At 28.8% G+C, this 23,846-nt stretch carries 21 protein-coding genes; 8 read left to right on the top strand and 13 right to left on the bottom strand.

The annotated features are described in order from the left end of the window. Window positions 1-27: 27 nt before the first annotated feature. Together BPP43_RS00490 and BPP43_RS00485 are read left to right on the top strand one after the other, a co-directional pair. Window positions 28-2,850 (top strand): methyl-accepting chemotaxis protein, encoded by a 2,823-nt coding sequence (locus BPP43_RS00490; RefSeq protein WP_015273842.1) that lies wholly within the window; start codon window positions 28-30, stop codon window positions 2,848-2,850. A gap of 1 nt (window position 2,851) precedes the next feature. Beyond that, window positions 2,852-4,057, top strand: a complete 1,206-nt coding sequence (locus BPP43_RS00485; protein WP_015273841.1) for an OmpA family protein — start codon at window positions 2,852-2,854, stop codon at window positions 4,055-4,057. 78 nt (window positions 4,058-4,135) lie between these two features. On the opposite strand, the gene BPP43_RS00480 is transcribed toward BPP43_RS00485, so the two are convergent. The 5 genes from BPP43_RS00480 to BPP43_RS00465 form a co-directional block, all read right to left on the bottom strand. After that, a complete protein-coding gene (locus BPP43_RS00480) occupies window positions 4,136-5,041 on the bottom strand; it encodes a hypothetical protein (RefSeq protein ID WP_014933481.1) in 906 nt (301 codons plus the stop codon). A gap of 45 nt (window positions 5,042-5,086) precedes the next feature. Next, window positions 5,087-5,590 (bottom strand): DUF2147 domain-containing protein, encoded by a 504-nt coding sequence (locus BPP43_RS00475; RefSeq protein ID WP_015273840.1) that lies wholly within the window; start codon window positions 5,588-5,590, stop codon window positions 5,087-5,089. Window positions 5,591-5,677: 87 nt separating this feature from the next. Beyond that, on the bottom strand, window positions 5,678-7,306 hold the full coding sequence (locus tag BPP43_RS00470; protein ID WP_015273839.1) for a phytoene desaturase family protein: 1,629 nt from the start codon (window positions 7,304-7,306) through the stop codon (window positions 5,678-5,680). Window positions 7,307-7,746: 440 nt separating this feature from the next. After that, entirely contained in the window at window positions 7,747-7,887 is a 141-nt protein-coding gene (locus BPP43_RS11775) for a hypothetical protein (protein WP_252832341.1), read from the bottom strand. Then, on the bottom strand, window positions 7,862-8,287 hold the full coding sequence (locus tag BPP43_RS00465) for a flavodoxin family protein (RefSeq protein ID WP_252832340.1): 426 nt from the start codon (window positions 8,285-8,287) through the stop codon (window positions 7,862-7,864). The genes BPP43_RS11775 and BPP43_RS00465 overlap by 26 nt, the downstream gene beginning before the upstream one ends. 136 nt (window positions 8,288-8,423) lie before the next feature. On the opposite strand from BPP43_RS00465, the gene ilvD reads away from it, so the two are divergent. From ilvD to BPP43_RS00445, 4 genes are all read left to right on the top strand, one after another. Next, window positions 8,424-10,106, top strand: a complete 1,683-nt coding sequence (gene ilvD / locus BPP43_RS00460; protein WP_013243464.1) for a dihydroxy-acid dehydratase — start codon at window positions 8,424-8,426, stop codon at window positions 10,104-10,106. Between the two features lie 623 nt (window positions 10,107-10,729). Continuing rightward, entirely contained in the window at window positions 10,730-11,668 is a 939-nt protein-coding gene (locus BPP43_RS00455) for a bile acid:sodium symporter family protein (protein WP_013243465.1), read from the top strand. Window positions 11,669-12,058: 390 nt separating this feature from the next. Then, on the top strand, window positions 12,059-13,138 hold the full coding sequence (locus BPP43_RS00450; RefSeq protein WP_013243466.1) for a ribonucleotide-diphosphate reductase subunit beta: 1,080 nt from the start codon (window positions 12,059-12,061) through the stop codon (window positions 13,136-13,138). Window positions 13,139-13,155: 17 nt separating this feature from the next. Continuing rightward, entirely contained in the window at window positions 13,156-15,471 is a 2,316-nt protein-coding gene (locus tag BPP43_RS00445; RefSeq protein ID WP_013243467.1) for a ribonucleoside-diphosphate reductase subunit alpha, read from the top strand. A 163-nt stretch (window positions 15,472-15,634) separates the two neighbouring features. Here the strand turns inward: BPP43_RS00445 and rplT are convergent, their stop codons facing one another. The 8 genes from rplT to pepF form a co-directional block, all read right to left on the bottom strand. Continuing rightward, on the bottom strand, window positions 15,635-15,988 hold the full coding sequence (gene rplT, locus BPP43_RS00440) for a 50S ribosomal protein L20 (RefSeq protein ID WP_013243468.1): 354 nt from the start codon (window positions 15,986-15,988) through the stop codon (window positions 15,635-15,637). A gap of 17 nt (window positions 15,989-16,005) precedes the next feature. Next, complete coding sequence (gene rpmI, locus BPP43_RS00435; RefSeq protein WP_008725923.1) at window positions 16,006-16,209, bottom strand: 50S ribosomal protein L35; 204 nt, start codon at window positions 16,207-16,209, stop codon at window positions 16,006-16,008. A gap of 99 nt (window positions 16,210-16,308) precedes the next feature. Continuing rightward, complete coding sequence (gene infC / locus BPP43_RS00430; RefSeq protein ID WP_015273838.1) at window positions 16,309-16,899, bottom strand: translation initiation factor IF-3; 591 nt, start codon at window positions 16,897-16,899, stop codon at window positions 16,309-16,311. Between the two features lie 12 nt (window positions 16,900-16,911). Beyond that, window positions 16,912-18,483 (bottom strand): threonine--tRNA ligase, encoded by a 1,572-nt coding sequence (gene thrS, locus BPP43_RS00425; RefSeq protein ID WP_252832339.1) that lies wholly within the window; start codon window positions 18,481-18,483, stop codon window positions 16,912-16,914. After that, window positions 18,419-18,844, bottom strand: coding sequence for a hypothetical protein (locus tag BPP43_RS11770; RefSeq protein ID WP_252832338.1), 426 nt, complete (start codon window positions 18,842-18,844; stop codon window positions 18,419-18,421). Before BPP43_RS11770 ends, thrS begins: the two co-directional genes overlap by 65 nt. Window positions 18,845-19,030: 186 nt before the next feature. Then, complete coding sequence (locus tag BPP43_RS00420) at window positions 19,031-19,417, bottom strand: hypothetical protein (protein ID WP_015273837.1); 387 nt, start codon at window positions 19,415-19,417, stop codon at window positions 19,031-19,033. A gap of 225 nt (window positions 19,418-19,642) precedes the next feature. Further along, window positions 19,643-19,846: a TM2 domain-containing protein gene (locus tag BPP43_RS00415; RefSeq protein WP_013243471.1), complete on the bottom strand. Its 204-nt coding sequence runs from the start codon at window positions 19,844-19,846 to the stop codon at window positions 19,643-19,645. A gap of 117 nt (window positions 19,847-19,963) precedes the next feature. Continuing rightward, entirely contained in the window at window positions 19,964-21,769 is a 1,806-nt protein-coding gene (gene pepF, locus BPP43_RS00410; RefSeq protein WP_015273836.1) for an oligoendopeptidase F, read from the bottom strand. Window positions 21,770-21,921: 152 nt separating this feature from the next. On the opposite strand from pepF, the gene BPP43_RS00405 reads away from it, so the two are divergent. Further along, window positions 21,922-22,284 (top strand): hypothetical protein, encoded by a 363-nt coding sequence (locus BPP43_RS00405; protein ID WP_014933494.1) that lies wholly within the window; start codon window positions 21,922-21,924, stop codon window positions 22,282-22,284. Window positions 22,285-22,381: 97 nt separating this feature from the next. Beyond that, window positions 22,382-23,842 carry a glycogen synthase gene (locus BPP43_RS00400; RefSeq protein WP_015273835.1) on the top strand — a complete coding sequence of 487 codons (1,461 nt, stop codon included), beginning with the start codon at window positions 22,382-22,384 and terminating at the stop codon, window positions 23,840-23,842. Window positions 23,843-23,846 lie beyond the last annotated feature (4 nt).

The raw sequence follows: 23,846 nt of genomic DNA, 5'->3' as shown, positions 1-23,846 counted from the left end.
ACAATAATAATACTTTAGGTTGTTTATATGCTATTAAATAAAAAAGAAATTTCTAGAAAAAATAAATTAAAGTTCTATATACCAATACATTTCTTAATAGTTGCTGTTATATCAGTTGAATTATACTCTATACTATTAAGAACTATATATCAGTTGGGAAGTTCTTTAAGAGGATACATATATTTATTTATTGTATTAATAGCATTAGCAACTTCTATAAGTTTATTTCTTGATTGTATAAAGGCAGAGAGAAAAAGTGCTGTTATGCTTGGAAGGCTGTATGTCATAAAGACGGGCTTTGCTGTTGTACTAGTTGCTATAGTATCGTATGCTACTTACTTAATAGAAGGAAGTATAACATTATTTGAGATACTTAATATAAGACTCATAATGGTAATATTCCTTATAACTTTCTCTATGGGGCTTGCTTCTATTTCTTTTAACTTCTTAGTTGGACCTTTATATAGAAAAACTGGCTCTAAAGAATATTATTTACCTATGGGTTATAGTTTGGTGCCTATATTGATATCTGTAGTTATATTCATAATTACATTAGTTAATGGTATGCATTATAGGGCTGAGTCTTATCACTACTCTGCTTCAAATGCTTCATTAAAAAGAGAATATGCTAATGATTTCGTAAATGAGTTCTCAAGAAGAATAGATAAATATATTAATGTTACTACTGCACTATCATACTATATAAATAATTATCCTAGAAATAATAATGACTTTAATGATAATATAAATATAATTAACAATTACATAAAAAAACAATATGTAAATGACCCTGATATAATATCTTTCGCTATATACTTTTCAAACCTAGATAATATAGGAATGAATATAGATGATACTACTGCAAGAAACTTATATGTGGATTTCGGTTATAAAGATAATAGTGTTACTAGAGTATATACTAATTATACGCCTAATATACAGAGAAATAAATTAAATCTATTAACTAGTGAAACTAATTATTATGTTAATATTATAAAATATAATGATACTTTTTTTGTTTATAATCCTATTATTTATAATAATAATAATATAGGTTTTATTTTATTAGAATTAAAAACTTCAATATATGAAGACTTATTAAATAATAATCTTTATAAAGATAATTTAAATATATTTATTACAGATAGAGAATATAATATTAATGCTTTTAATAATCCTAATGAACTTCAAAATATGCAAAATATATTAGGAAACGTTACTAGTTCGCTTAAAATTAGAGATGAGCAAAATAACAGTAAAATAAACAGTATTACAGATGCTAAAATATTTTATGATGAAGCACTGAATTTATTATTTGTAAAATATCAAATATTTAATGATATATATGTAATAAATAGTTGGAGTTATAAGCCTGCATATCAAACAGATGTTGCTTTTAGGGAAGTATTATCTATAGCAAACTTATTCATATATGCAGGACTATTAATATTCTCAATATCTATAATATTATTGATATACAACTTAAGAAGAACTTTAGTTGCCGCTAAAAACGTATCTGAATCACTCAGTGAAGGTTCAGGTGATTTAACAATAAGACTTCCTATAGTTAACAATAATGAAACAGGAGAATTGGTATATTCGTTCAATAAGTTCTTGGATAAAATGCAAAACATCATTGTAACTATTAAAAACAATGCTTATACTATGACTGGAAACATACAAAACATGAGAGCTTCTATTAGTATGAGTATTAGTGATTTTAATACTATATACAAAGAGTTCGAAAGAGAATTTGAAAACTCCTCAAAAATATCAGAATCATCATCTAATGCTGCAAGAGTGAGTTTCATGCAAAGAACTAAATTTAATTCTGTTAATGAAACTATACAGTTATTATTAGATAATATTAATGACATAACAGAAAAAATAAAATCACAATCTGAAGCAATATCAAAAACAAGTACATCAGTTCAGCAAATGATAGCAAACATTGTTACAGTGAGCCAAGGAGCAAATAAAGCAAACACTTATGCTAAAGTATTATACACAGAAGCACAAGATGGAAGTAATATAGGTGAATCTGTTACAGAGTCTATTCAAAGTATTAAAGAATATTCAAAACAGATTACAAACATCACACAGGTTATTCATAACATAGCAGAACAAACTAACCTACTTGCAATGAACGCTGCTATCGAGGCTGCTCATGCTGGTGAACATGGTAGAGGTTTTACAGTTGTTGCTGATAAAATTAGAAAATTGGCTGAAGATACCGATGAAAACTCTAAAATAATTGATGACATTATTGAAGAGACTACACAAGCTATTGACCATACTGTATCTTTAGCATTTAAGAGTTCTGAATCTATGGAGAAAATACTTGAGGGTTCTAACACTATTGCCGACTTAATTGCTAATATATCTAATGCTAATGATGAACTTGATATTGGAAGAAGGGATATATTATACAATATTTCAAACTTAAATAGCATTACTGAATATATTCAGGAATTATCTATAAAACAGATGCAGATGAGTTCTACTGTTGGACAGAACATAACAAGCGTTGATAAATTGGCTGAAGATGTAGTTAATGTTGTTAATGCTACTGAGAATGATATTAAAAGGCTTGTTAGCTCTATAGAAAATGTAAGTGAATTGTCTAATGCGAGCAGTGCTAGTATGGAGACTATGGATAAGAGAATTAAAGAGCTACAATATATATTCTTACAATTATATAAATCTGTTATTTCATTTAAGACAGAAAAAACTGAAGAAGATATTAAGAAAGAATCTAAGGCTTTGGATAAATTAAAATTAAAATTAGAACAGAGAGCTAAAAAACAGAAAATGAAAGAAGAGAAAAAGAGAATGAAAAATAAAGGTTAATATGAGTAAAATAAAATTTATATTAATTTTAACAATATTTATTTTTAATATTTCTTATACTCAAACAATATCTCATAAGTTCTTTTGGAATCTCAAAGTTGGAGAGAGAATTGAATCTGTAAAAACTGCTGATGTAGAATATTATGAAAACGGATTATTAAAAAAAACTTATAAAGAAAGAAACATTGTAGATTTAACAGTTATAGCGATAGCTCCTAAAGGCGGATATAGAGTTAGCGGTGTATTTAAAATTTTTAGGCTATATGATGGAAACAGTGTTTTTCATTTGGAAGAAGAGTATTCAAGCGATTTTATAATACACACTAATGGTAAATTTGAAGTGCCTTATAATTATTTTATGCCGAATGTAAGGCATATTCCTACTTTTCCATATAAAGAAATATCTCTCACACATTCTTGGAATAGTGAAGCTATGGAGATAGTAAAAGTCAATAATGCTCCTAATCTTGCTATGGCATTATCTGCTGATTATTTATTTGCAAACATTGAAACAAATGAAAATAATGACCCTCTTGCCGTTATACAATATCATATTATGACTGATAAAGATTTGCTTCAAGCTGGGCTTTCTAGAAATGGTTATCCTGAAAGAATATATGGTTTTAATTATGGAACTTTTTTATGGGATATGAATAAGAATATACCAGTATCACAAACCGAGAGATATCAAATATTATTCGGATATGGTAAAAACTTATCTTATCTTAGCTTGCAATACAAGATGAATATTATAAGCACTTATAAAATTTACAGCACTATTACAGAAGAAGAAAATGAGTTAAACAGAAAAAAATTAGAAGATAATCTTAATGATGATGTTGTAGTTGATACTGTTCCTGAAGGGTTAGTAATTAGACTTGGAGAGATTTTATTTGATACAGATTCTTATACACTAAAAGAAGATGCAAAAGACACTGTTGATAATATTATAAATGCTATTAAACAAACTTATCCAGACAGAGAAATCATAGTTGAGGGGCATACTGATAATACAGGAGAAGCAAATTACAATCAAGCCCTATCAGAAAAAAGAGCAAAAACTGTAGCAGATTATATATTGCCAAAACTTGAGCATGATAAATTATCTTATAGAGGTTTCGGAGATAAAGAGCCTATAGCTTCAAATGATAATCCTGATGGAAGACAAAAAAATAGAAGAGTAGATATTATAATAAAATTAAGATAGGCCTGCAAAAAATCTCTCTTTTTTTTACAAGCCCAAATGTATTTTTATATATTCTTCATGTTGTCTAAATTATTATTATTATAAGAACTTCCATTCAAGACCTATATCCATTTGAATGGCAAACTTATATTGTATATGTTTTTCTACAAGCCAAGTACCCAATTTTACATTAGCAAAAGGAGTAAGACTAGGAACTTTTTCTATAGGCTTCTTATAGCTATAAGCAGCAAAGAGTCCAACTCTAAATAAATCTTTACTTGAAATCATATGCTCTATTGTGGTATTGAGAGCAAAAGACATACCCCACTCTCTCATACTATAGCCTAATTTTATATCATGATTAAAGTACCAATCTTCAGCCTTTACAACTATAGCCTCTCTAGGCAAATATACAAAATTATCTTTATCAACTCCAAATGCTCTTATATAGCTTATATATGGTGTGTATATTAAAGCTATTAAACCAGGTCCTGCTGGTCCACCCATTGTAAGTGTAGGAGCCATTTGAAAATATATTGTATTTCCTCCTACATACTGAGGTTTTTTAGTCATTGGATTAAGACCTGTAAAAGGTGGAAGTGCATGATTAAACTCTTTTGTATTACTATCCACTAAAGTAGGTCTTCCAGGATCTGCTAAACCTGCCTCATATGTAAACTTAAATAAGAACTTTAATGCTATTAGAGGCTGAAACTCAACATAAGCTGATGTTCTTGAAAAGCTGCTGAACTCTTGTTCTATGCCAGCTATTAGGTAAGAATCAGCAAAGAAGAAATTGTTTCTTTCTCTAAATAAAGCTTTTTTATAAAACACCTGACCTTGATACAATGCCCCAAAGTGATTCCATCTACCTAAAAAGTGATTGGAAAAATACCAGCCCTCATCAGAAGTATCTGTTAAATCTCTTTGAGGCTTTGCATTGTCTTGTGCTATTAACGGCAAACTTATAATTAAACTAAGCATAATGATTAATACTTTCTTCATAAAAATCCTCCTTATCACCTATAAAAATATATTTTCTCATAATACTTAGTTTAACCTTCTTAACTCATTTTTATTTAATGGCATATATTTAGAAACTTCATTAGCAGGTACTTTTCTCCAAGTAAGTGTTTTTCCAAAAAGCCCCGCACCATCTACACTAGCTTTCAATTTTATCTCTTGTTTATTACTAGATAAATCTATTTTAGCATTATACACTTTTCCTTGCTCTGGATTGTATATTTTACCATTTTTCCATTCGCCATTTTTAAACTCTAAATCATATAAATATACTAATCCTTTTAATGGTAAGTTTTTTAATTCTTTCTTTGGATTATTAACATCATATACAACATCATTAGAATTAGTATAAGCAAATGAATAAGCGTAATATTTATTATTTTCTTTGAATATCTCTATAACGGCAATTCTATTTTTAGCATCGGCATGACTATACCATAAACCAACTATATCATCTGAATTTTGTGCCAAAGCTATTATATTAAATAACATAGTAAAAGCTAATACTTTTATTATTAAATTTCTTTTCATATTAAATACTCCTTTTAATTTGTTTTTCATTATCTTGCTGGCATTATTTTTGTATAATACCAACAAGATATTTGTTTGAGATTTATATTACTTAAAAAGATTAATTATCGCAGGAAGCCAATGATGTATTGTTCCAAGTGCTGTGCCGAATGCTGTACAAATAAGTAATCTTAAAGCCACATAAGCCTTTATAGGGAACAATATATTTCTTGCTGCCAAATATCCGCTTAATAAAGCACCTGTAAATCCGCCGCCAGGAAATCCCCAAGCACTAGCAAAATGAAGATTTTTAACTGTAGGAGATACCCTCACACTGCGGCTTTTTTTCAAATATCCATCTTGAGCAAAACCATAAGCTGTACCGTCTGGAGTTTTGATATATCTCTTTATTGTTTTTGGTGTTGCCACTTCATAATATTCAATATTATCTCTAAATCCAGGGTAATGTTTTTCTGCTCTATCTATCAATTTTTCTGCCAACTCTTTCTTTTTAGCTTTATATTCCTCATCGCTTAAATCTTTCCACTCATCTAAGAATGAAGGTCCTGTTAGTACAGCAAATGAACGCTCATCTCCCTCTTCCACAAGTCCGCTGTCTATTGCCGAATAATCTACAAATACAAAGTTTCTATCAGCTACTGGTATATCTTTTTGTCCTTTAGCATCTTCTTTAAATGTAGTGTTCAATGTTTTCTCTGTACTTATAAATGTAGAGTATGCATTATTAGGGTAAAGCTCTGAGAACTTCTTCTTAAATATTATGTAAACTGTGTATAATGATACTGAGTTTTTAAGTTTATTTATTCTTTTGTCTTCATATCCTTTTGGAAGCAATTCATCATAAACTACTTTAGGAGCAGCATTTGCTATTATATAATCTCCATAAACTGTTACTTCCTCTTTTGCCCTCTTATCAAAATAAGTTACTCCCTCAGCAATATTGCCTTTTACATTTATCTTTTTTACCTCAGAAGAAACTCTTACCTCTCCCCCATTCTCTCTTATTATATCAGCTAAAGCATTTGATAAGTTCTGACTTCCGCCTTTAATAAAATAAGCAGAATTATAATAAGCTCCCTGAGCACAAGCATGATAATACCAGCTAAACTCATAAGGGTTATCATGATAATAAGTAATATTAATGTTTAATATTCTTTTTAACTTATCACTTTTTATCATAGAATCCAACACATTACCCAATTTCTTTTGTGTAAATAAATGATACAAGTTCATAGGGAATGTTGTTATAGGATAGAAGAAGAAATCAAAAAACTTCAAATCATAAGGCACTCTTCTTATCATATACATCATTCTTGAAAGCCCAGCAAAATATTTTCTTATGCCTTGTTTTTCTTCTGGGAACTCTTTTTCTAAAGTATTTATAACATTCTCATAACCCTCTGGTATCACTAAATCAGTATCTTCTGTTTTTATTCTCCAAGTTTGAGGAAGTTTTACTAAATTAATTCTGTCATAAAGCCCTAGTTTTTTAAATATTACATGCTTCATATCTCTGCTTTTTTTAGCCATATCCATCTCATGAAGCCCAACTTCAAACTTAACATTTTTTCTTTTATATACTGTAGCACAACCGCCTACTATATTATGACTTTCTAAAACTAATACTTTTTTTCCTTGTTTTGCTAAATAGGCACCTGAAGTTAATCCTCCTAAACCAGAACCTATAATTACTATATCATATTTATTATTTTCCATTTTTATCTCCTTATAAAAAGAATGCTTATAAGCGTTTTTAATTGTTTTTGCTTATATATAAATAATAATATAAAATTATAAAAATACAAGCGTTTTTTTATGAAAATGCGTATATATAAAGACTTTTTTAAGTTTTTTTTACTAATTTTTACAATATTTGTATAAAACGTAGCGTAAAATATTATGATGTTTTGATATTTTTATTTAAAAACAAAGATTATTTTATTATTTTATGTGAAAAATATTGGTTTTATCATGTTATTTATTGTTCTTTTTACAGTTTTTATAAAATACACAATAAAAAACTTATAATTTTTATTTTACTACAAATTAAATATAAATTATAAAAAGTATGCATATATTTACTATGGTATTTTTTACATAGAATAGAATTTATTATAAAATAAATACATAATAAAAAAGATTATTTTTGATATTATTTACTCTTCTTTTTTTATATCAGAGATTATATTATCTACAGAGTTTTTATTAAGAAAGTCTATTTTCTTGCCGTAATTTTTTAAAAGCATCTCTTCATCTTCTGTTTTAACTGCTTTACTTGATATTATAGTTTTTAGCATATGCATCATTAAAGCATGATGAATTTTTTAATTTATCAAAGTCTATGCATCCTCTCAAAAAATAAAACTTTATATTCTCTTTTTCATTAGGTTTAAAATTTTTATCTAATGAAGCATTATAAATATCCTTGTCATTAGGGTCGCCTATACCTATAACAACACAATATATTTTTTTATTATTATGTAAACTATTATAAAGCTTTCTAATTGTTTTAATAGCAGATAATTTACCTGCATATAATGCACTTACAAATATTATTTTATTATAATCATTTAAAGTATTTAAAGAAACATGCCCTATTTCAAATATATCAGCATGCAATTTATCTGAAATCCATTTAGAATATGTTTTAGAAGAACCATATTTACTTTTATAAAGCACAGCAATATCTTTTGACATATGTTTATAATATAATAAATATTTCTTTATTGCAATAATATATTTAATAATTTTAATATAAAAAACGCTTGATTTTTTATCATTCTATTAATAGAATGTATGCAATTATAATTTTATTAAAAATGGAGAAATAATTATGAGTTTCAGAGAAAACAGTTCTTTAAGAAGCGACAGAGTATTAAAGGGTGATGAGAGAGCACCAAATAGGTCTTTATTCTACTCTATGGGTTATACTGATGAAGAATTAAAAAGACCTCTGATTGGAATTATTTCTGCATATAGTGAAATTGTACCTGGACATATACATCTTGATAAACTTTCTCAAGCTGTTAAGGCTGGGGTATTAATAGGCGGAGGTACACCTATACTTATACCTTCTATAGGTGTTTGCGATGGAATAGCTATGGGACACTTGGGAATGAGATATTCACTTCCTTCAAGAGAGTTAATAGCTGATTCTGTTGAAAGTATGGTTATAGCACATGGATTAGACGGAGTTGTGCTTGTTCCTAACTGCGATAAAATAGTTCCTGGTATGATAATGGGTCTTTTGAGAATGAATATACCTGGAATAGTTATAAGCGGAGGAGCTATGCTTCCGGGAGAACATGGAGATAATAGAGTAAGTTTATCAAATATATTTGAAGCTGTTGGAGCAAAAAAAGCTAATCTTATAAATGATGCTGAATTGGAAGAATATGCTCAGCATACATGCCCAAGCTGCGGTTCTTGTGCTGGTATGTATACCGCTAATAGCATGAACTGTCTTTCTGAGGCATTAGGTATAGCACTTCCAGGAAACGGAACAATACCTGCTGTTTATTCTGCTAGAACTTTACTTGCTAAGAAAGCTGGTATGCAGGTTATGGAATTATTAAAAAAAGACATAAAACCATTAGATATAATAACTCCAGAATCTTTCAAAAATGCACTTGCAGTGGACATGGCATTAGGCTGTTCTACAAATAGCGTACTTCACTTACTTGCTATAGCTAATGAAGCAGGAATAGAATTAGACTTAAAAATCATAAATGAAGTAAGCGACCGTACTCCTAACCTTTGTCATTTAGCACCTGCTGGGCATAACTATATAGAAGATTTATACAAAGCCGGCGGAATACCTGCTGTTATGAAAGAGCTTGATAAAGGCGGATTTATAAATACTTCTCTTATGACTGCCACAGGTAAAACAATAGCTGAAAACATAAAAGATGCTGTCAATAAAAATAATAATGTTTTAAGAAATATAGAAAACCCTTACAGTAAAACAGGAGGAATTGCAATACTTTGGGGCAACATTGCAAAAGACGGTTGTGTTGTTAAGCGTTCTGCCGTTGCTGATGAGATGCTTGTACATAAAGGACCTGCAAGAGTATTTGACAGTGAAGAAGAGGCAATAGCTGCAATATATGCTGGAAAAATAAATAAAGGTGATGTTGTTGTTATAAGATATGAGGGACCTAAAGGAGGCCCTGGTATGCGTGAAATGTTAAACCCTACTTCTGCACTTGCTGGTATGAAGCTTGATAAAGATGTTGCATTAATTACTGACGGAAGATTCTCAGGTGCTTCAAGAGGTGCTTCTATAGGTCACGTTTCACCAGAAGCTGCAAGCGGCGGAGAAATAGCATTCATAAAAGAAAATGACATCATTAGTATAGACATTCCTAATCATAAAATCAATTTAGAAATCTCTGATGAAGAAATGGAAAAAAGAAGAAAAGAGACTCCTATTAAACCTTTAGAGGAAATTAGAGGCTGGCTTGGAAGATATAGAAAACTTGTTCAGTCTGCTAATACTGGTGCTGTATTAAAATAATTTTTAATAAAATGATGTTATGGGGTATTTAATCCTATAACATCTAATAAGCACTAAAAAAACTAAAAGTCAAAATTACAGACTGCTTGAATATCTATCTTTTAAGCCAGTATAAAAATTGTTTAGTTTATAGCTTATATAAGCTTAGACTAAATTTATTTTAAATAATTTTTTTTAAAGGAGCGAAATATGATTATTAGAAATTAATTTTATAAAGTAATAAACTTGTTTTATAATTAATTAAAGATATTGTAAAACTATATTATTAAATATTTATATTGTTTTTAGTTTGATATTTAGTACATAAAATATAATTAGTATTACTTTCTTAATTTGCACTTTTTGGTTCTTTTGACGAAGTCCGCACCGCGAGCGGCGGGAAAAAGAACAATAAATTTTTATGTTTTTATTATTTGTGGTGGCTTTGCCCCCACACCCCCACTTCTTTTACGACCGAAGGAAGTGCCTGTGGTATTGATATAAAAGAAGCAAAAGAACTGCATTTTTAAATACTAAAATATATTAAATATTATTTAATCAATATTAATAAATTTTGAAACAAATCTAACATAAAAATAATATAAAAAACAATAAAACAAAAACTAATAAAAAAGGATATTAAAATGAAAACATTAAAACAAATAAGTAATTTCTTTGGTAAATATATGGCTATAATAGTATTGATAGTAGCAGCTGTATCATTATTCTTTCCAAAAACAGTAAGCTTTATAAAAACAAGTTATGTTAATTATCTCTTGATGATAGTAATGTTTGGTATGGGGCTTACATTAAAGCTTGAAGATTTTAAAGTAGTGTTCACAAGACCAAAAGACATCATCATAGGAGCAATAGCACAATTTACTATAATGCCTTTACTTGCATTCTTGCTTTCTATCGCTTTCAAACTTCCTCCAGAACTTGCTGTAGGAGTTATACTTGTAGGAACTTGTCCTGGAGGCACTTCATCAAATGTTATGACATATTTAGCTAAAGGTGATGTAGCTTTATCTGTGGGTATGACTTCTGTATCAACTATACTTGCTCCTTTTGCAACTCCACTACTCACTTTATTATATGCAGGACAAAAGGTTGATGTTAATGCTGTAAGTATGTTTATATCGATAGTTCAAGTTGTTATACTTCCTATAGCCTTAGGTTTTATAATAAATAAATTCCTTTACAAGTTTACAAACAGTATAAAAGAAATACTTCCATTAATATCAGTACTTGCAATTGTAGCAATAGTAGCTGCTGTAGTATCTGCTAATTCACAAAGATTAATGCAGGTTGGTTATTTGGTTATAATAGTAGTAGTTTTGCATAATTCTTTGGGATATTTACTTGGTTATATGCTTGCTAAATTATTTAGACTAAATAATGCTAAATGTAAAGCCGTATCAATAGAAGTTGGAATGCAAAACTCTGGACTTGCTACTTCTTTGGCTGCAACTCATTTCGCTTCAATGGCACTTGCAACTGTACCAGGAGCAATATTCAGCGTATGGCATAATATATCAGGTTCAATAGTAGCTAATATAATGGCTTCAAAAATAAAAGATTAAATTATAAAAAAACAATAATGAATTTTAATAACTGTTATTTAAGTTCATTATTGTTTTAAAGTTTAATTAATACAATTTAAAATATTTTATAATTATATATAAAAGACATGTGGTAAACGTATTACAAATATATTATTTAATAAAAAGCATGCTCTATTTTTTATTTATGAATAAGTTAATAATAATATTTTTGCTGCTAAAGTAATTTTTAATACATATAAAATATAGACTATTATTATAAATATAACAAAAAAATCATTTTATTTTTTCATAAATTTCGGATTTTTTTATTCATATTTTAATATAAATTTGAAAAAAAATAAATTTGACAATTTTTTAAGTAAAATTGTAATAAAACAACAACAAATATAAGTAAGGGGTATAAGATTAATGAAAGTAATAGACATAGAAAAAAAGCCTAATTTAGAAAATGAAAGAATATTTTTCGGAGATTTTGGTCACTACATAAGAATAGACTCTGTAAGCCATGAAATAGCAAGAAAATTAAAAGAAGCTAGCGAAGGAAATACATGGTTTTCAAAAGAAGTGGACTATAAATCTGATAAAACAAGATTTTCTTCTCTTCCAGAAGATGCTCAAAGGGCTTTTAAGCTTAACATTGCATATCAAACTCTAATGGATAGCGGTGTTACAAGCGGTTTTTCATCAATATTAAACAGAATAGTTACAAGTTCTATATGGTCTATTCTTTATTCAAGGATAGCTATAGAGGAAGTTATACATGCTGAAAGCTATTCTTACGGACTTTCTGAAGTTTTTGGGCATTTAGCTACTGAAACTTTGGATTTGGTTTATAATGATGAGTTTGTAAAGCATAGAATGGAGAAAGAAGTTGAGCTTTTCTCTTGTGTTGATGACTTATGTAATATAGAAAATAGCAATGCTACTCTTGAAGAGAAAAAGAAGGCTGTATTAAAGCTTTTAACTGGTATATATTTGCTTGAAAGTGTAAAGTTTCCATTTTCATTTTTGGTAACTTTTACAATTAACAATAGCTATAATGATGCAATTACTGGATTTACAAAAACTATTAAACTAATAGCACATGATGAGCTTAATACACATGTACCAACTGGTAAAAATGTTATAGGAATATTAAGAAAAGATGCTAATCAAGGTTTCAAAGAGTTATTTGACAGCGGTTGGTATAATGATATGGCTAAAGAAATGACTGAATTTACTGTTAATGAAGAGATAAAATGGGCTAAATATTTATTTGACGGCAAAGAAGTTTCTGGTATAAACTCTTCTGTAAGTGAACATTTCATTAAGTATTGGGCTGGTGTAAGATTAAAAGATTTAGGAGTGGAAACAGAATATTTAAAAGAGCCTAAATCTGATATTATAGATTGGTTTAATGCCTACAGAGATATCAATAAACAAAATGCTGCACTTCAAGAGACAACAAACACCTCTTATCAAAAAGGTGCATTAAAAAACGATTTATAATACAGGGTTAATTTATTATGATAGAACTTACTAAAGATAAAAAGCATATTATCATCAAAAGAGACGGCAGAGAAGAACCATTCAACGAAGAAAAATTAAAAAAAGTTATTAACTGGGCTACAGACGGAAAAGAAGGCTTTACTAATGCACTGCTAGAAGGGCTAAACATAAAAATAAACGATAGAATGAAAATAGAAGTTCTATATGATGAGCTAATAAATACAGCAGTAAATAAAATAAGTCCGCTCTACCCTTCTTATGATACTATAGCAGAAAAATTGTATCTTATGAAGATATATAAAGAAACCTGCAAATTAAAAAAGACAGGAAGCTATCCTCATATAAAAACTTTTCTTAAAAAAGGCGTTAAACATAAAGTATACGATAAAAATATAGTATCATTATTTTCAGATAAAGAACTTGATAAAATTAACTCTATGATAGTTCCGGATAGAGATTTACTATTTACATATAAAGGACTTGCTATATTTTATAGAAAATACTGTAAAAACATAGGAAGCAAAAAACTAGAACTTCCACAAATTACTTATATGGTTGCGGCAATGTTTTCTTTTTATGATGATTTTTATAAGGGAGCCAATAAAGATATAGTTGAAAAAACTAAAACCGATAGATTAAAATATATAAAAAGAACTTATGACATGCTTTCTAAACATGAAGTAACATTTGCAACACCAAGAATAGCAAATAGTATGTCTATAAGACCTCAACTTGCAAGCTGTATATTAAACACTCCAGACGATGATACTTGGAGTTTAAATCAAACTGATGGAAATATGGCATTATACTCAAAGTTTTCTGGCGGTATAGCTTATGATGCTTCATATATAAGGGCATCTGGCTCTACTATACAAAGCAATAGAGGACGTTCTGACGGACCTGTACCTTTTATTAAAAGAACAGAGCAGACAATATCATCATTCAATCAGGGAGGCGTGAGAAAAGGAGCTTGTGTTATCACTTTCCCTTGGTGGCATTTAGATGTATTAGACCTTATTATGCTTAAAGATGCAGGCGGTACAGAAGATACTAGGGCTAGAAAATTAGTTTACTCCATTAGAATAAGCAATATATTAAGAGAACGTGTAAATAAAGATGAATATATTACATTATTTGACCCTAAAGAGACTCCGCTTCTAAATGAAGAGTTTGGAGAAAACTTTAATGTAGCTTATATATATTATGAAAGTAAATCTTCTATTAGAAAAAAGAGAATTAAGGCAAAGGATTTATTATTTCAAATATTAAAAGTAAGACAAGAGACTGGAAACTTATACCTCACATTTGTAGATAATATTAACGAACAGAATATGGTTAATAAATTTGTAGGAGCTTCTAATCTTTGTCAGGAGATAGTTATTCCTTCTTTTCCTTCTAAATTGATAGAAGAAAAATATGTTGTTAATGAAGATGGAAGTTATGAGATAGTACAAAGAAAGAAAAGCGGTGAGATTGGTATATGTAATTTGGTTTCTGTAAACTTAATGTCTTGGGTTAATTTTAGTGAAGAGAAGAAAAAGTCATTTTGCTACACTCTTTTAAGAGGCTGCGATAATATTATAGACAGTCAATTTTATCCTGTAAAAGAAGGAGAGATTGCAAACAAGAAAAATAGACCTATTGGTATAGGGGTTATTAATTATGCCAATTTATTAGCATCAAACAAATTAAAATATACAGATAAAGAGGCATTAGAGTTTACAAACAAAATATTTGAAGATTTATATTATCACATATATGAAGCTTCTAATATATTGGCAAAAGAAAGAGGACCTTACAAAACATTTAATGAATCTAAATGGAGAGAAGGAAAAACTCCTGTACATATTTCACTTTTGAATAAAAGCTCTAATTTGAAATTTGATATAGATATGGATAAGTGGAATAAGTTAGCAGAGAATATAAAAAATTATGGAGTTAGATTTTCATTCCATGGAGCAATAGCACCAACTGCTACTTCTGGAAAAAGTGTATCTGCTACAGAAAGTATAGAGCCTATAGTAGATTTATTTTTCGTAGAAGAAGGTATACAAACTCTCCCTAGCTTAGCTCCGAACTTGAAAAAAAATAGAGAATATTATGAAAGATGTTGGGATATACCAGCAAAAACTATAATAGAATTGGCCGCTATAAGACAAAGATATATAGACCAATCACAATCTTTAAATCTCTATTATGTAAAACCAGATTCTGCAAAAGAGCTATGGGACGATATTCAATATGCTATGGATTTGGGGCTTAAAACACTTTATTATATGAAAACACCTAAATCTAATTTTGAGCTTGAAGAAGTTTGTGAGTCTTGTACTTAATAATCAAATAATAAGCAATAAATATAAAAGCCCTGTAATAATTTACGGGGCTTTATTTTTTTATTTAATATTTTTTTATTATAAATACATAAAAAAACCGCTATAACCTTTTCAAGATTATAGCGGGTACATATTGTAAATATTTTTTAATTCTTTATTTATTTTAAGCAAGTGCTTTTTTAGCTACTTCAACAACAGCCTCAAACGCTTTATAATCATCAATAGCTAAATTAGATAAAGCTTTTCTATCTATTAAAACATTAGCTTTTTTAAGACCATTAATAAACTTACTGTAAGATATACCTAAAGGTCTGCATGCAGCATTGATACGAAGAGTCCATAATCTTCTCATCATTCTCTTTTTCTGTCTTCTATCACGGTAAGCATATTTTAAGCCTCTTATTACAGCCTCTTTAGCTTGCTTTGTTTGCTTGCTATGAGAACCATAATAACCCTTAGCCATTTTTAATATTTTTTTAACTTTTTTCTTTCTTACTATTCCGCTAACTGCTCTCATTTTAGTCTCCTTTTATATTATCTACCGTAAGGCATTAATCTTGGCATCTCTAACATATTAGTATCATCTGCAATTCTTGCTTTACGATACTTTCTTTTAGTGTCAGGTCTTTTGCTTAAGAATTTGTGGCTACCAAATGCATGAGCGAACTTTACTTTACCAGTCTTAGAGAATCTAAAACGTTTTTTAGCACCGCTTTTTGTTTTTAACTTTTGTTTCATAAACTAATATCCTTTAAAAATTATATTTACTATATGCTCAATCTACTTGTATGATAAGTACGAAGTAGTTAGTGGGCTTAAAAAATTAATTATATTTACTTATTCTTCAGTATCATCTGAAGTTTCTTTTTTAGAAGATTCTTCAGCATCAGAAGAAGAAGTCTTTTTCATTTTCATTGGATTAAGCACCGCAGAAAGATTTTTGCCTTCTAATTTAGCAGGCTTTTCTGTAGAAGCTTCATTTTCCAAATCTTGTATAATTTTATTAATAAGGTCATAACCAAACTCTGTATGAGCCATTTCACGGCCTCTAAACATGATAGTGATTTTTACCTTATTGCCTTCATCTAAGAACTCACGAATATGTTTCATCTTAAAGTTATAATCATGTATGCTTATTTGAGGACGCATCTTGATTTCTTTAAGCTGAACTGACTTTTGTTTTTTCTTAGCTTCTTTACTCTTTTTCTGAATATCAAATTTATACTTACCATAATTGATAATCTTACAAACAGGAGGCTCTGCTGTAGGAACTATCTCTACCAAATCTGAACCTTCTTCCTTGGCTAAAGCTAAAGCATCTTTTATGCTCATAATACCAAGGCTGCCTTTCTCATCATGTACTACCCTAACTTCTGGTGCAGTAATAAACTGATTAATTCTCTCTCCTTCTTTTTTTACTGTTGCCATTATTTAGCTACCTCATTTAGTAGTAAATATAGAATCATTCATTCTCTCCTTAGATTCTTTCTGTAGTTTTTCCATAAACTCAGTTAAATCCATATCTTTAATTTCTTGTGAAGAACGTGTTCTAATAGATAATTTACCATTAGAAACTTCCTCAGCTCCTATTATAACTGTATATGGAGTTCTTTGCAAGCGATATTTTTTTATCTTAGTACCTAAATTGTCATTACTTTCATCAATTTCTACTCTGAAACCTGCTTCTTTTAACTTTTTAGCTACCTCATGAACTCTATTTATTTGTGCCTCTTCATTAAGAACATTAACAACAGCCACCTGTATTGGAGATAACCACAATGGGAACTTACCGTTATAATGCTCTACCAATATACCTATAAAACGCTCCATTGAACCAAGTATAGCTCTGTGAAGCATTACAGGAGTATGTTTTTTACCGTCTTTACCCTCATAGCTAATCTCAAATCTCATAGGAAGTGAGAAGTCAACCTGTAAAGTACCGCATTGCCAGTTTCTGTCAAGAACATCTTTAATATTGAAGTCTATTTTAGGACCATAGAAAGCTCCATCGCCTTCATTAACTTTATAGCTTATACCAAGTTTATCTAAGGCATTCATTAAAGATTTAGTAGCAAGCTCCCAAATCTCATCGCTTCCTATTGATTTTGCTGGTCTTGTAGAAACAAATATTTCAAAGTCCTTAAAACCAAAGTCTTTATATACAGATAAATAATATTCTATAGTATTAATAATCTCATCACCTAATTGCTCTTCTGTACAGAATATATGAGCATCATCTTGAGTGAAAGCTCTTACTCTAAATAGTCCATGCAAAGCACCAGAAAGCTCATGTCTATGTACAAAACCAAGCTCAGCAACTCTTAAAGGCAAATCTCTATAACTATGTATATTAGAATTATAAACAATCAAACCACCCGGACAGTTCATAGGTTTTACAGCATATTTAGTGTCATCAATTTCTGTAAAATACATATTTTCTTTATAGTTATCCCAGTGTCCGCTTCTATGCCATAATTCTTCATTAAGTATAGCAGGAGTTTTAATCTCAACATATCCGCGTTTATCATTTTCATTTCTTATATATGATTCAACTGCCTTATAAATAATCATACCATTAGGGTGCCAGAAAGGAAAACCAGGACCTTCATCATGGAAGCTAAATAAGTTTAATTCTTTACCTAATTTTCTATGGTCTCTTTCTTTTGCCTCTTTAAGCTTTTTAAGGTATTTATCTAATGCTTCTTTACTTTCAAAAGCAGTACCATATATACGAGAAAGCATTTTATTGTTTGAGTCCCCTCTCCAATAGCTTCCTGCAACAGACATAAGTTTATATGATTTTATATAGCCTGTTGAAGGTACATGCGGCCCTCTGCAAAGGTCTATAAAATCACCTTGTTCATAGAATGATACAGTATCTGCATCTATTGCCTCTATAATTTCAACTTTATAAGGTTCATTTGCTTTCTTGAAATATTCTATAGCTTCATCTTTTTTCATTACTTTTCTTACTACAGGAATATTCTCTTTTACAATTTTTTTCCATTTCATCTTCAATTTTTGGCAAATCTTCTTCTGTAAAAGGTTTCTCAGCATCAAAGTCATAATAAAAACCGTCTTTAATAGCTGGTCCTATAGTAACTTGAGTATTAGGGTAAAGTCTTCTAACTGCCTGAGCCATTAGGTGGCTTGTAGAGTGTCTTAATATTTCAAGTCCCTCTTCGGTGGTTGTAAGTATCAATTCTAAATCGCCGTCTGTTTCAGGCGTATATGTAAGGTCAACTTGTGTTCCATTAAACTTTGCTGCTACTGCATCTTTGGAATCTTTTTTTGCGTTTTGTTTAAGGAAGTCTAATAAAGACTCTCCGTTGGACAAATCATAAGATTGTCCTAAATAATTAATTTTTGACATTATAACACCTCTTTGAATTGATACTTTATTATTTACAATATATGCAAATAATTTGAAATATTATAACATATTTTGTTTTATAGTCAATTAGAATAACATATTTAATTTTTCAGATTTATTAAAACAATATAATATTTTACTACTTTATTAAACAAATAGAATTTTTTTATGCTTAAATATTTTTTACTAGTCAATAGGTATAACAAATCTAGTCTCTTCTTTAAAACTCCATTGCACCTGCCAAGTATTTCCGTATATTTGGTCAAGTAAAATAAATGTATAAATATTAGAAGTAGGATACAAAGTAAATCTGCCAAGGCTTTTTTCTTTTCCACCTGAAAGATCAACTGTATTTAATTCTACAGAAAAACGATCATCACCCTCTATATCGTATTGAACTATCCATATTCTGCCTGTTGTAGTTTCTAATTTTAAAAAAGTCCATATATTTGCTGTTCTAAATAATCTGTATTTCACAGTTGGTGATTGAGAAGGCTCATAAATATCTATTTCTCCATATAAAAAGGCAGTACAAAAAATAAATAAAATAATAAAAGTGTTTATTTTCAACATAAATACTCCTTGATATAGAGGTTAATTAAATAGCTTTAAAATTATAACATTTACTTATATATAGTCAATTAGAATAATATATTTAATTTTTTAGATTTATTAGAATAAAGCAATATTTCACTATATAAAAACTAATTTGTATAGACTTAAAAATTTTTACTGCATATAAAAAAGAGAGTTAAAAAAAATAATTAACTCTCCTTTTTATTTCTTATTTTTACAATATTATCTTTTTAATTTTCTGCCTTCCTTGTCAGTAAATTTGTCTAGGAGTATCATTACGATATCTACAATATACCATATACCTAAACCTCCAGCAGTAAGCCAATATAGTATACCTGTTCCTATTTTTCCTACATAGAACCTGTGTACTGGTAAAAATATTGCTAAAACTAATGTAACAACCCAGCTCTTGTCTGAAGTTTCCATATAACCCTCCTTAAAGTTTATTTACTATACCATCGTACACTATATTAAAAAAAATGCAAATAAAAGGCCGACACATACAAAACTATGCCAGCCTTGAAATTTAAAAATAATAATCAATTAATTTAACGCTTTCAATTCTTCAACCTCTTTAGCAAACAATTTTAAAGCACTTTCTACTACATCAGGTTTAGTCATATCAACACCTGCAACTTTTAGATTCTCTATAGGAGTTCTGCTTCCTCCGCTTCTTAAGAATTTTAAATAGTTGTCTCTGTTTGTGTAGTCGCCTTTAGCATTGCCTTCAAGTACTCCATTAGATAAAGCAACAGCAGCAGACATACCTGTAGCATATTTATAAACATAAAACGAACGATAGAAATGAGGTATTCTCAAAGCCTCTAAATCGCTTGTCTCTTCAAGAACAGATTTCTCTCCAAAATATTTTTTAAGTAAATCTTTATAAACATTTCTTATAAGCTCTAATGTTGTAGGGTTGCCGTCTTCTGCTTCTTTGTGAATGATATGCTCAAACTCTGCAAACATTGTCTGTCTAAACACTGTAGCAACAAATCCGTTTATATCTTTATTGAGTAAAAATGCTTTAACTTCCTTTTTGCTTTCATTTTGCATAAGATAATTAAATAAAAGTTTTTCATTGAAAGTAGATGCCACTTCAGCTTCAAATATAGTGTAATCATGATGTTGGAAAGGGTTATTTTTTCTGCTGTAATAGCTATGCATACTATGTCCTGCCTCATGTGCTAATGTGAATACTGATTCAACGCTTTCATCTCTGAAGTTCATCAATATATAAGGCTCCGATGTGTAGCAGCCAGCTGAGAATGCTCCGCTAGTTTTTCCTTTATTCTCATATTTATCAACCCATCTTGAATTAAGTCCTTTTGTGAGTGTTGATACATATTCTTCACCCAGTGGTGATAAGGCTTTATTTAAAACATCTATTGCCTCGTCGAAAGTATGATGTAACTTAACATCTTTTACCACTGGGGCATATTTGTCATATTGCCTAAAGTCGCTAATGCCTAATTTGTTAGCACAATATTCGTAGTAGCTATGAAGTGCAGGCAAAGCATTATGCACACTCTCAATTAAACTGTCATAAACACTCACAGGTATATCATCAGCAAATAATTCCATCTCGCGTACGCTATTGTAATTTCTTATTTTAGCGTCAAATATATCCTGCTTAATTTGGCTTGCATAAAGTTCTGCTAATGTATTTTTGTGTTTATCATATTCTTTATAAAATTGATTGTAGCTATTTTTTCTTATTTCTCTATCTTGGCTCTCTTGAAAACTTGAAAATGTTGCATGAGTTAAAGGTGTTTTCTCTCCATTATGCTCTAATTCTCCAAAGTCTAAATCTGCGTCATTTAAAGTGTCGAACACATTTGAAGCAGTAGATGATAATTCTCCTTGAAGAGCTAATATTCTCTCCTCTTTTTCTGACAATGTATGAGGTTTGTATTTTAGTATGTTTCTTAAATAAATTAAATAATCTTTTAATATTTCATCTTTCAAAAAGCTATTAATCTTTTCATCATCAATGCTCATAAGTTCAGGCTCAAAATAACTTAAATTAGCTGAAAACTCTGAAGAAAGTTTTGCAAATCTTGCTACCTTTATATTAGAATCATTATTAGTTAAATCTTCTGTTTGTTTTAAGAATGCATAAGAACCTAGCTTTTCTAAAACAATAGAAGCTTTCATTATAGTGTCTAATATATCTCTTAATTCTTTTGCTGATTTTGAAAGATTTCCTTTAAACTTACTAACCTCTTTTGAAAAATCTTCCATTGATTTAAAATCTTTTTCAAACTCTTCATCATTTTTATATAATAAAGTTAAATCCCAAGTATCTTCTATTTTTACATCTTTTCTATCTAGTAATTTATTTTCCATTGTTTATTCTCCTATTAATACTCATCAATAAAATATTATATTAAAAAATATAACATAATTTCTATTTTTGCAAATTTTTTTAAAAATATATATATTATTGATAAACAGATTAAATATATAAATAAAAAAATATTGGAGTGTTTATATAAATTATGGAAACTTTAAACTTTAATAATATAGAACAAATAATGACATTTTACCTAATATTTAATTTCATAATACTTCTATGCCTAATATACATAGTAGTATCTTTAATATTTAGATTAATACCAAAAAAGAAAGAAGAAAATAAAAAAGAAGATACAAAGCTAAAACAAAAAAATATAAAAAGAAGAAAAAAGAAAGATATAATAGAATTATTCTGGACTGAAGATAAAGATAGTAAATCTAAAACTATTGTAAAAAGAGTTATCTTTATATTTTTTATAATATTTACATCATACTATATATTTAATTCTATTAGTTTTATTATAGAAAACATTGATGTTGTAAAAAGAGTATTAAAAATAGAATAGCAAAAAATTAATATATGTAATTTTAAACAGTTGATTTTTAGAGTTAAAAGGTATATAAATATATTATAAATATATTTTTTAAAAGAGATAATTATTTATGAATGTATTTATGATTGCAAGTGAAGCCTATCCATTTTCAAAGACTGGAGGCTTAGGAGACATTGCTGGAAATCTTCCGCATGCTTTAAAACAAGTAAATGTTAATAGTTCTTTAATAATACCGCTCTATAAAAACAACTACAAATTAATAAACAATAACATATACACCTCATTCGATATAAAACTTGGCACCGAAACAATACAAACAGAAATTATCAAACACAAATATAATAATATTGATGTTTATTTTGTAAAGAATGATTTTTTATTTAAAAGAGACGGCATATATTCAGAAAACTCTAAAGACTATGAGGACAATGCAAAAAGGTTTATAGCTTTTACTAAAAGTGCCATAGAATTATTAATTTATATACACAAAAAAGAAAATATAAAAATAGATATAGTTCATTTACATGATTGGCAAAGCGCATTGGCAGCACTCTATATAAAAGAAATATACAACACCGAAGAATGTTTTAAAAACACAAAAGTAATATTTACTATTCATAACCTAGCCTATCAAGGCAATTTTAACACAGATATATACTCACTTCTTAATATATCTTGGAAATATTTTATACCAAGCAGAATAGAGTTTTATGGATATGTGAGCTTTATAAAGGCAGGAATTATACTTTCAGATATAGTAACAACAGTAAGCCCAAATTATGCAAAAGAAATACAAACAGAAGAGTTCGGATGCGGATTAAACAATTTACTTTTAAACAAAAATGAACAAGGCAAATTATTCGGCGTATTAAACGGCATGCATGATACTCAATGGAATCCAACAACAGACAAATATATAAAATACAATTATGATATAAATACAAAAGAAAAAAAGAAATTAATAAGAAATGCTTTATATAAAGAATTAAAAATAAAAGAAAAAAATTATCCATTAGTTACAATGATATCAAGATTCGACCCTCAAAAGGGGCTTGATTTAATATACTCTTCTTTCTTTGAACTTTCCACATATGATGCTAATTTTATATTTTTATTTAGCAGCAATAATTATTTCAAAGACTTTGAAAATGATTTTGTAGCAAGAGTAAAAAGAGCAAAAAACATAAGAGTGTTATTTTTATTCGATGAAGCACTCGCACATAAGCTAACAGCAGCAAGCGATATATATTTAATGCCAAGCAAATTTGAACCTTGCGGACTTAATCAAATATACAGCATGAAATATGGAAGCCTTCCAATAGTGCATTCTGTGGGAGGTCTTAAAGATACAGTTATTAATTATAATGGAGCTAAAACTATAAAAAAAGCAACTGGTTTTTCATTTAATGAATATTCTCAAAAGTCATTTGTTGAGGCTATGGACTTAGCTTTCAATTTATATTATAATAATAAAAATCATTTCGATAATCTTGTAGATAATGCTATGAAAAAAGATTATTCGCTTTTAAAAACTGCTTTAGAATATAAAAACTTTATAATAAAGTTTTAAAAAA

The sequence above is a fragment of the Brachyspira pilosicoli P43/6/78 genome, assembly GCF_000325665.1.
GTDB classification, from domain to species: domain Bacteria; phylum Spirochaetota; class Brachyspiria; order Brachyspirales; family Brachyspiraceae; genus Brachyspira; species Brachyspira pilosicoli.
Note: the sequence above shows the minus strand (reverse complement) of the source record. Positions and strands in the feature narration are given on the sequence as shown.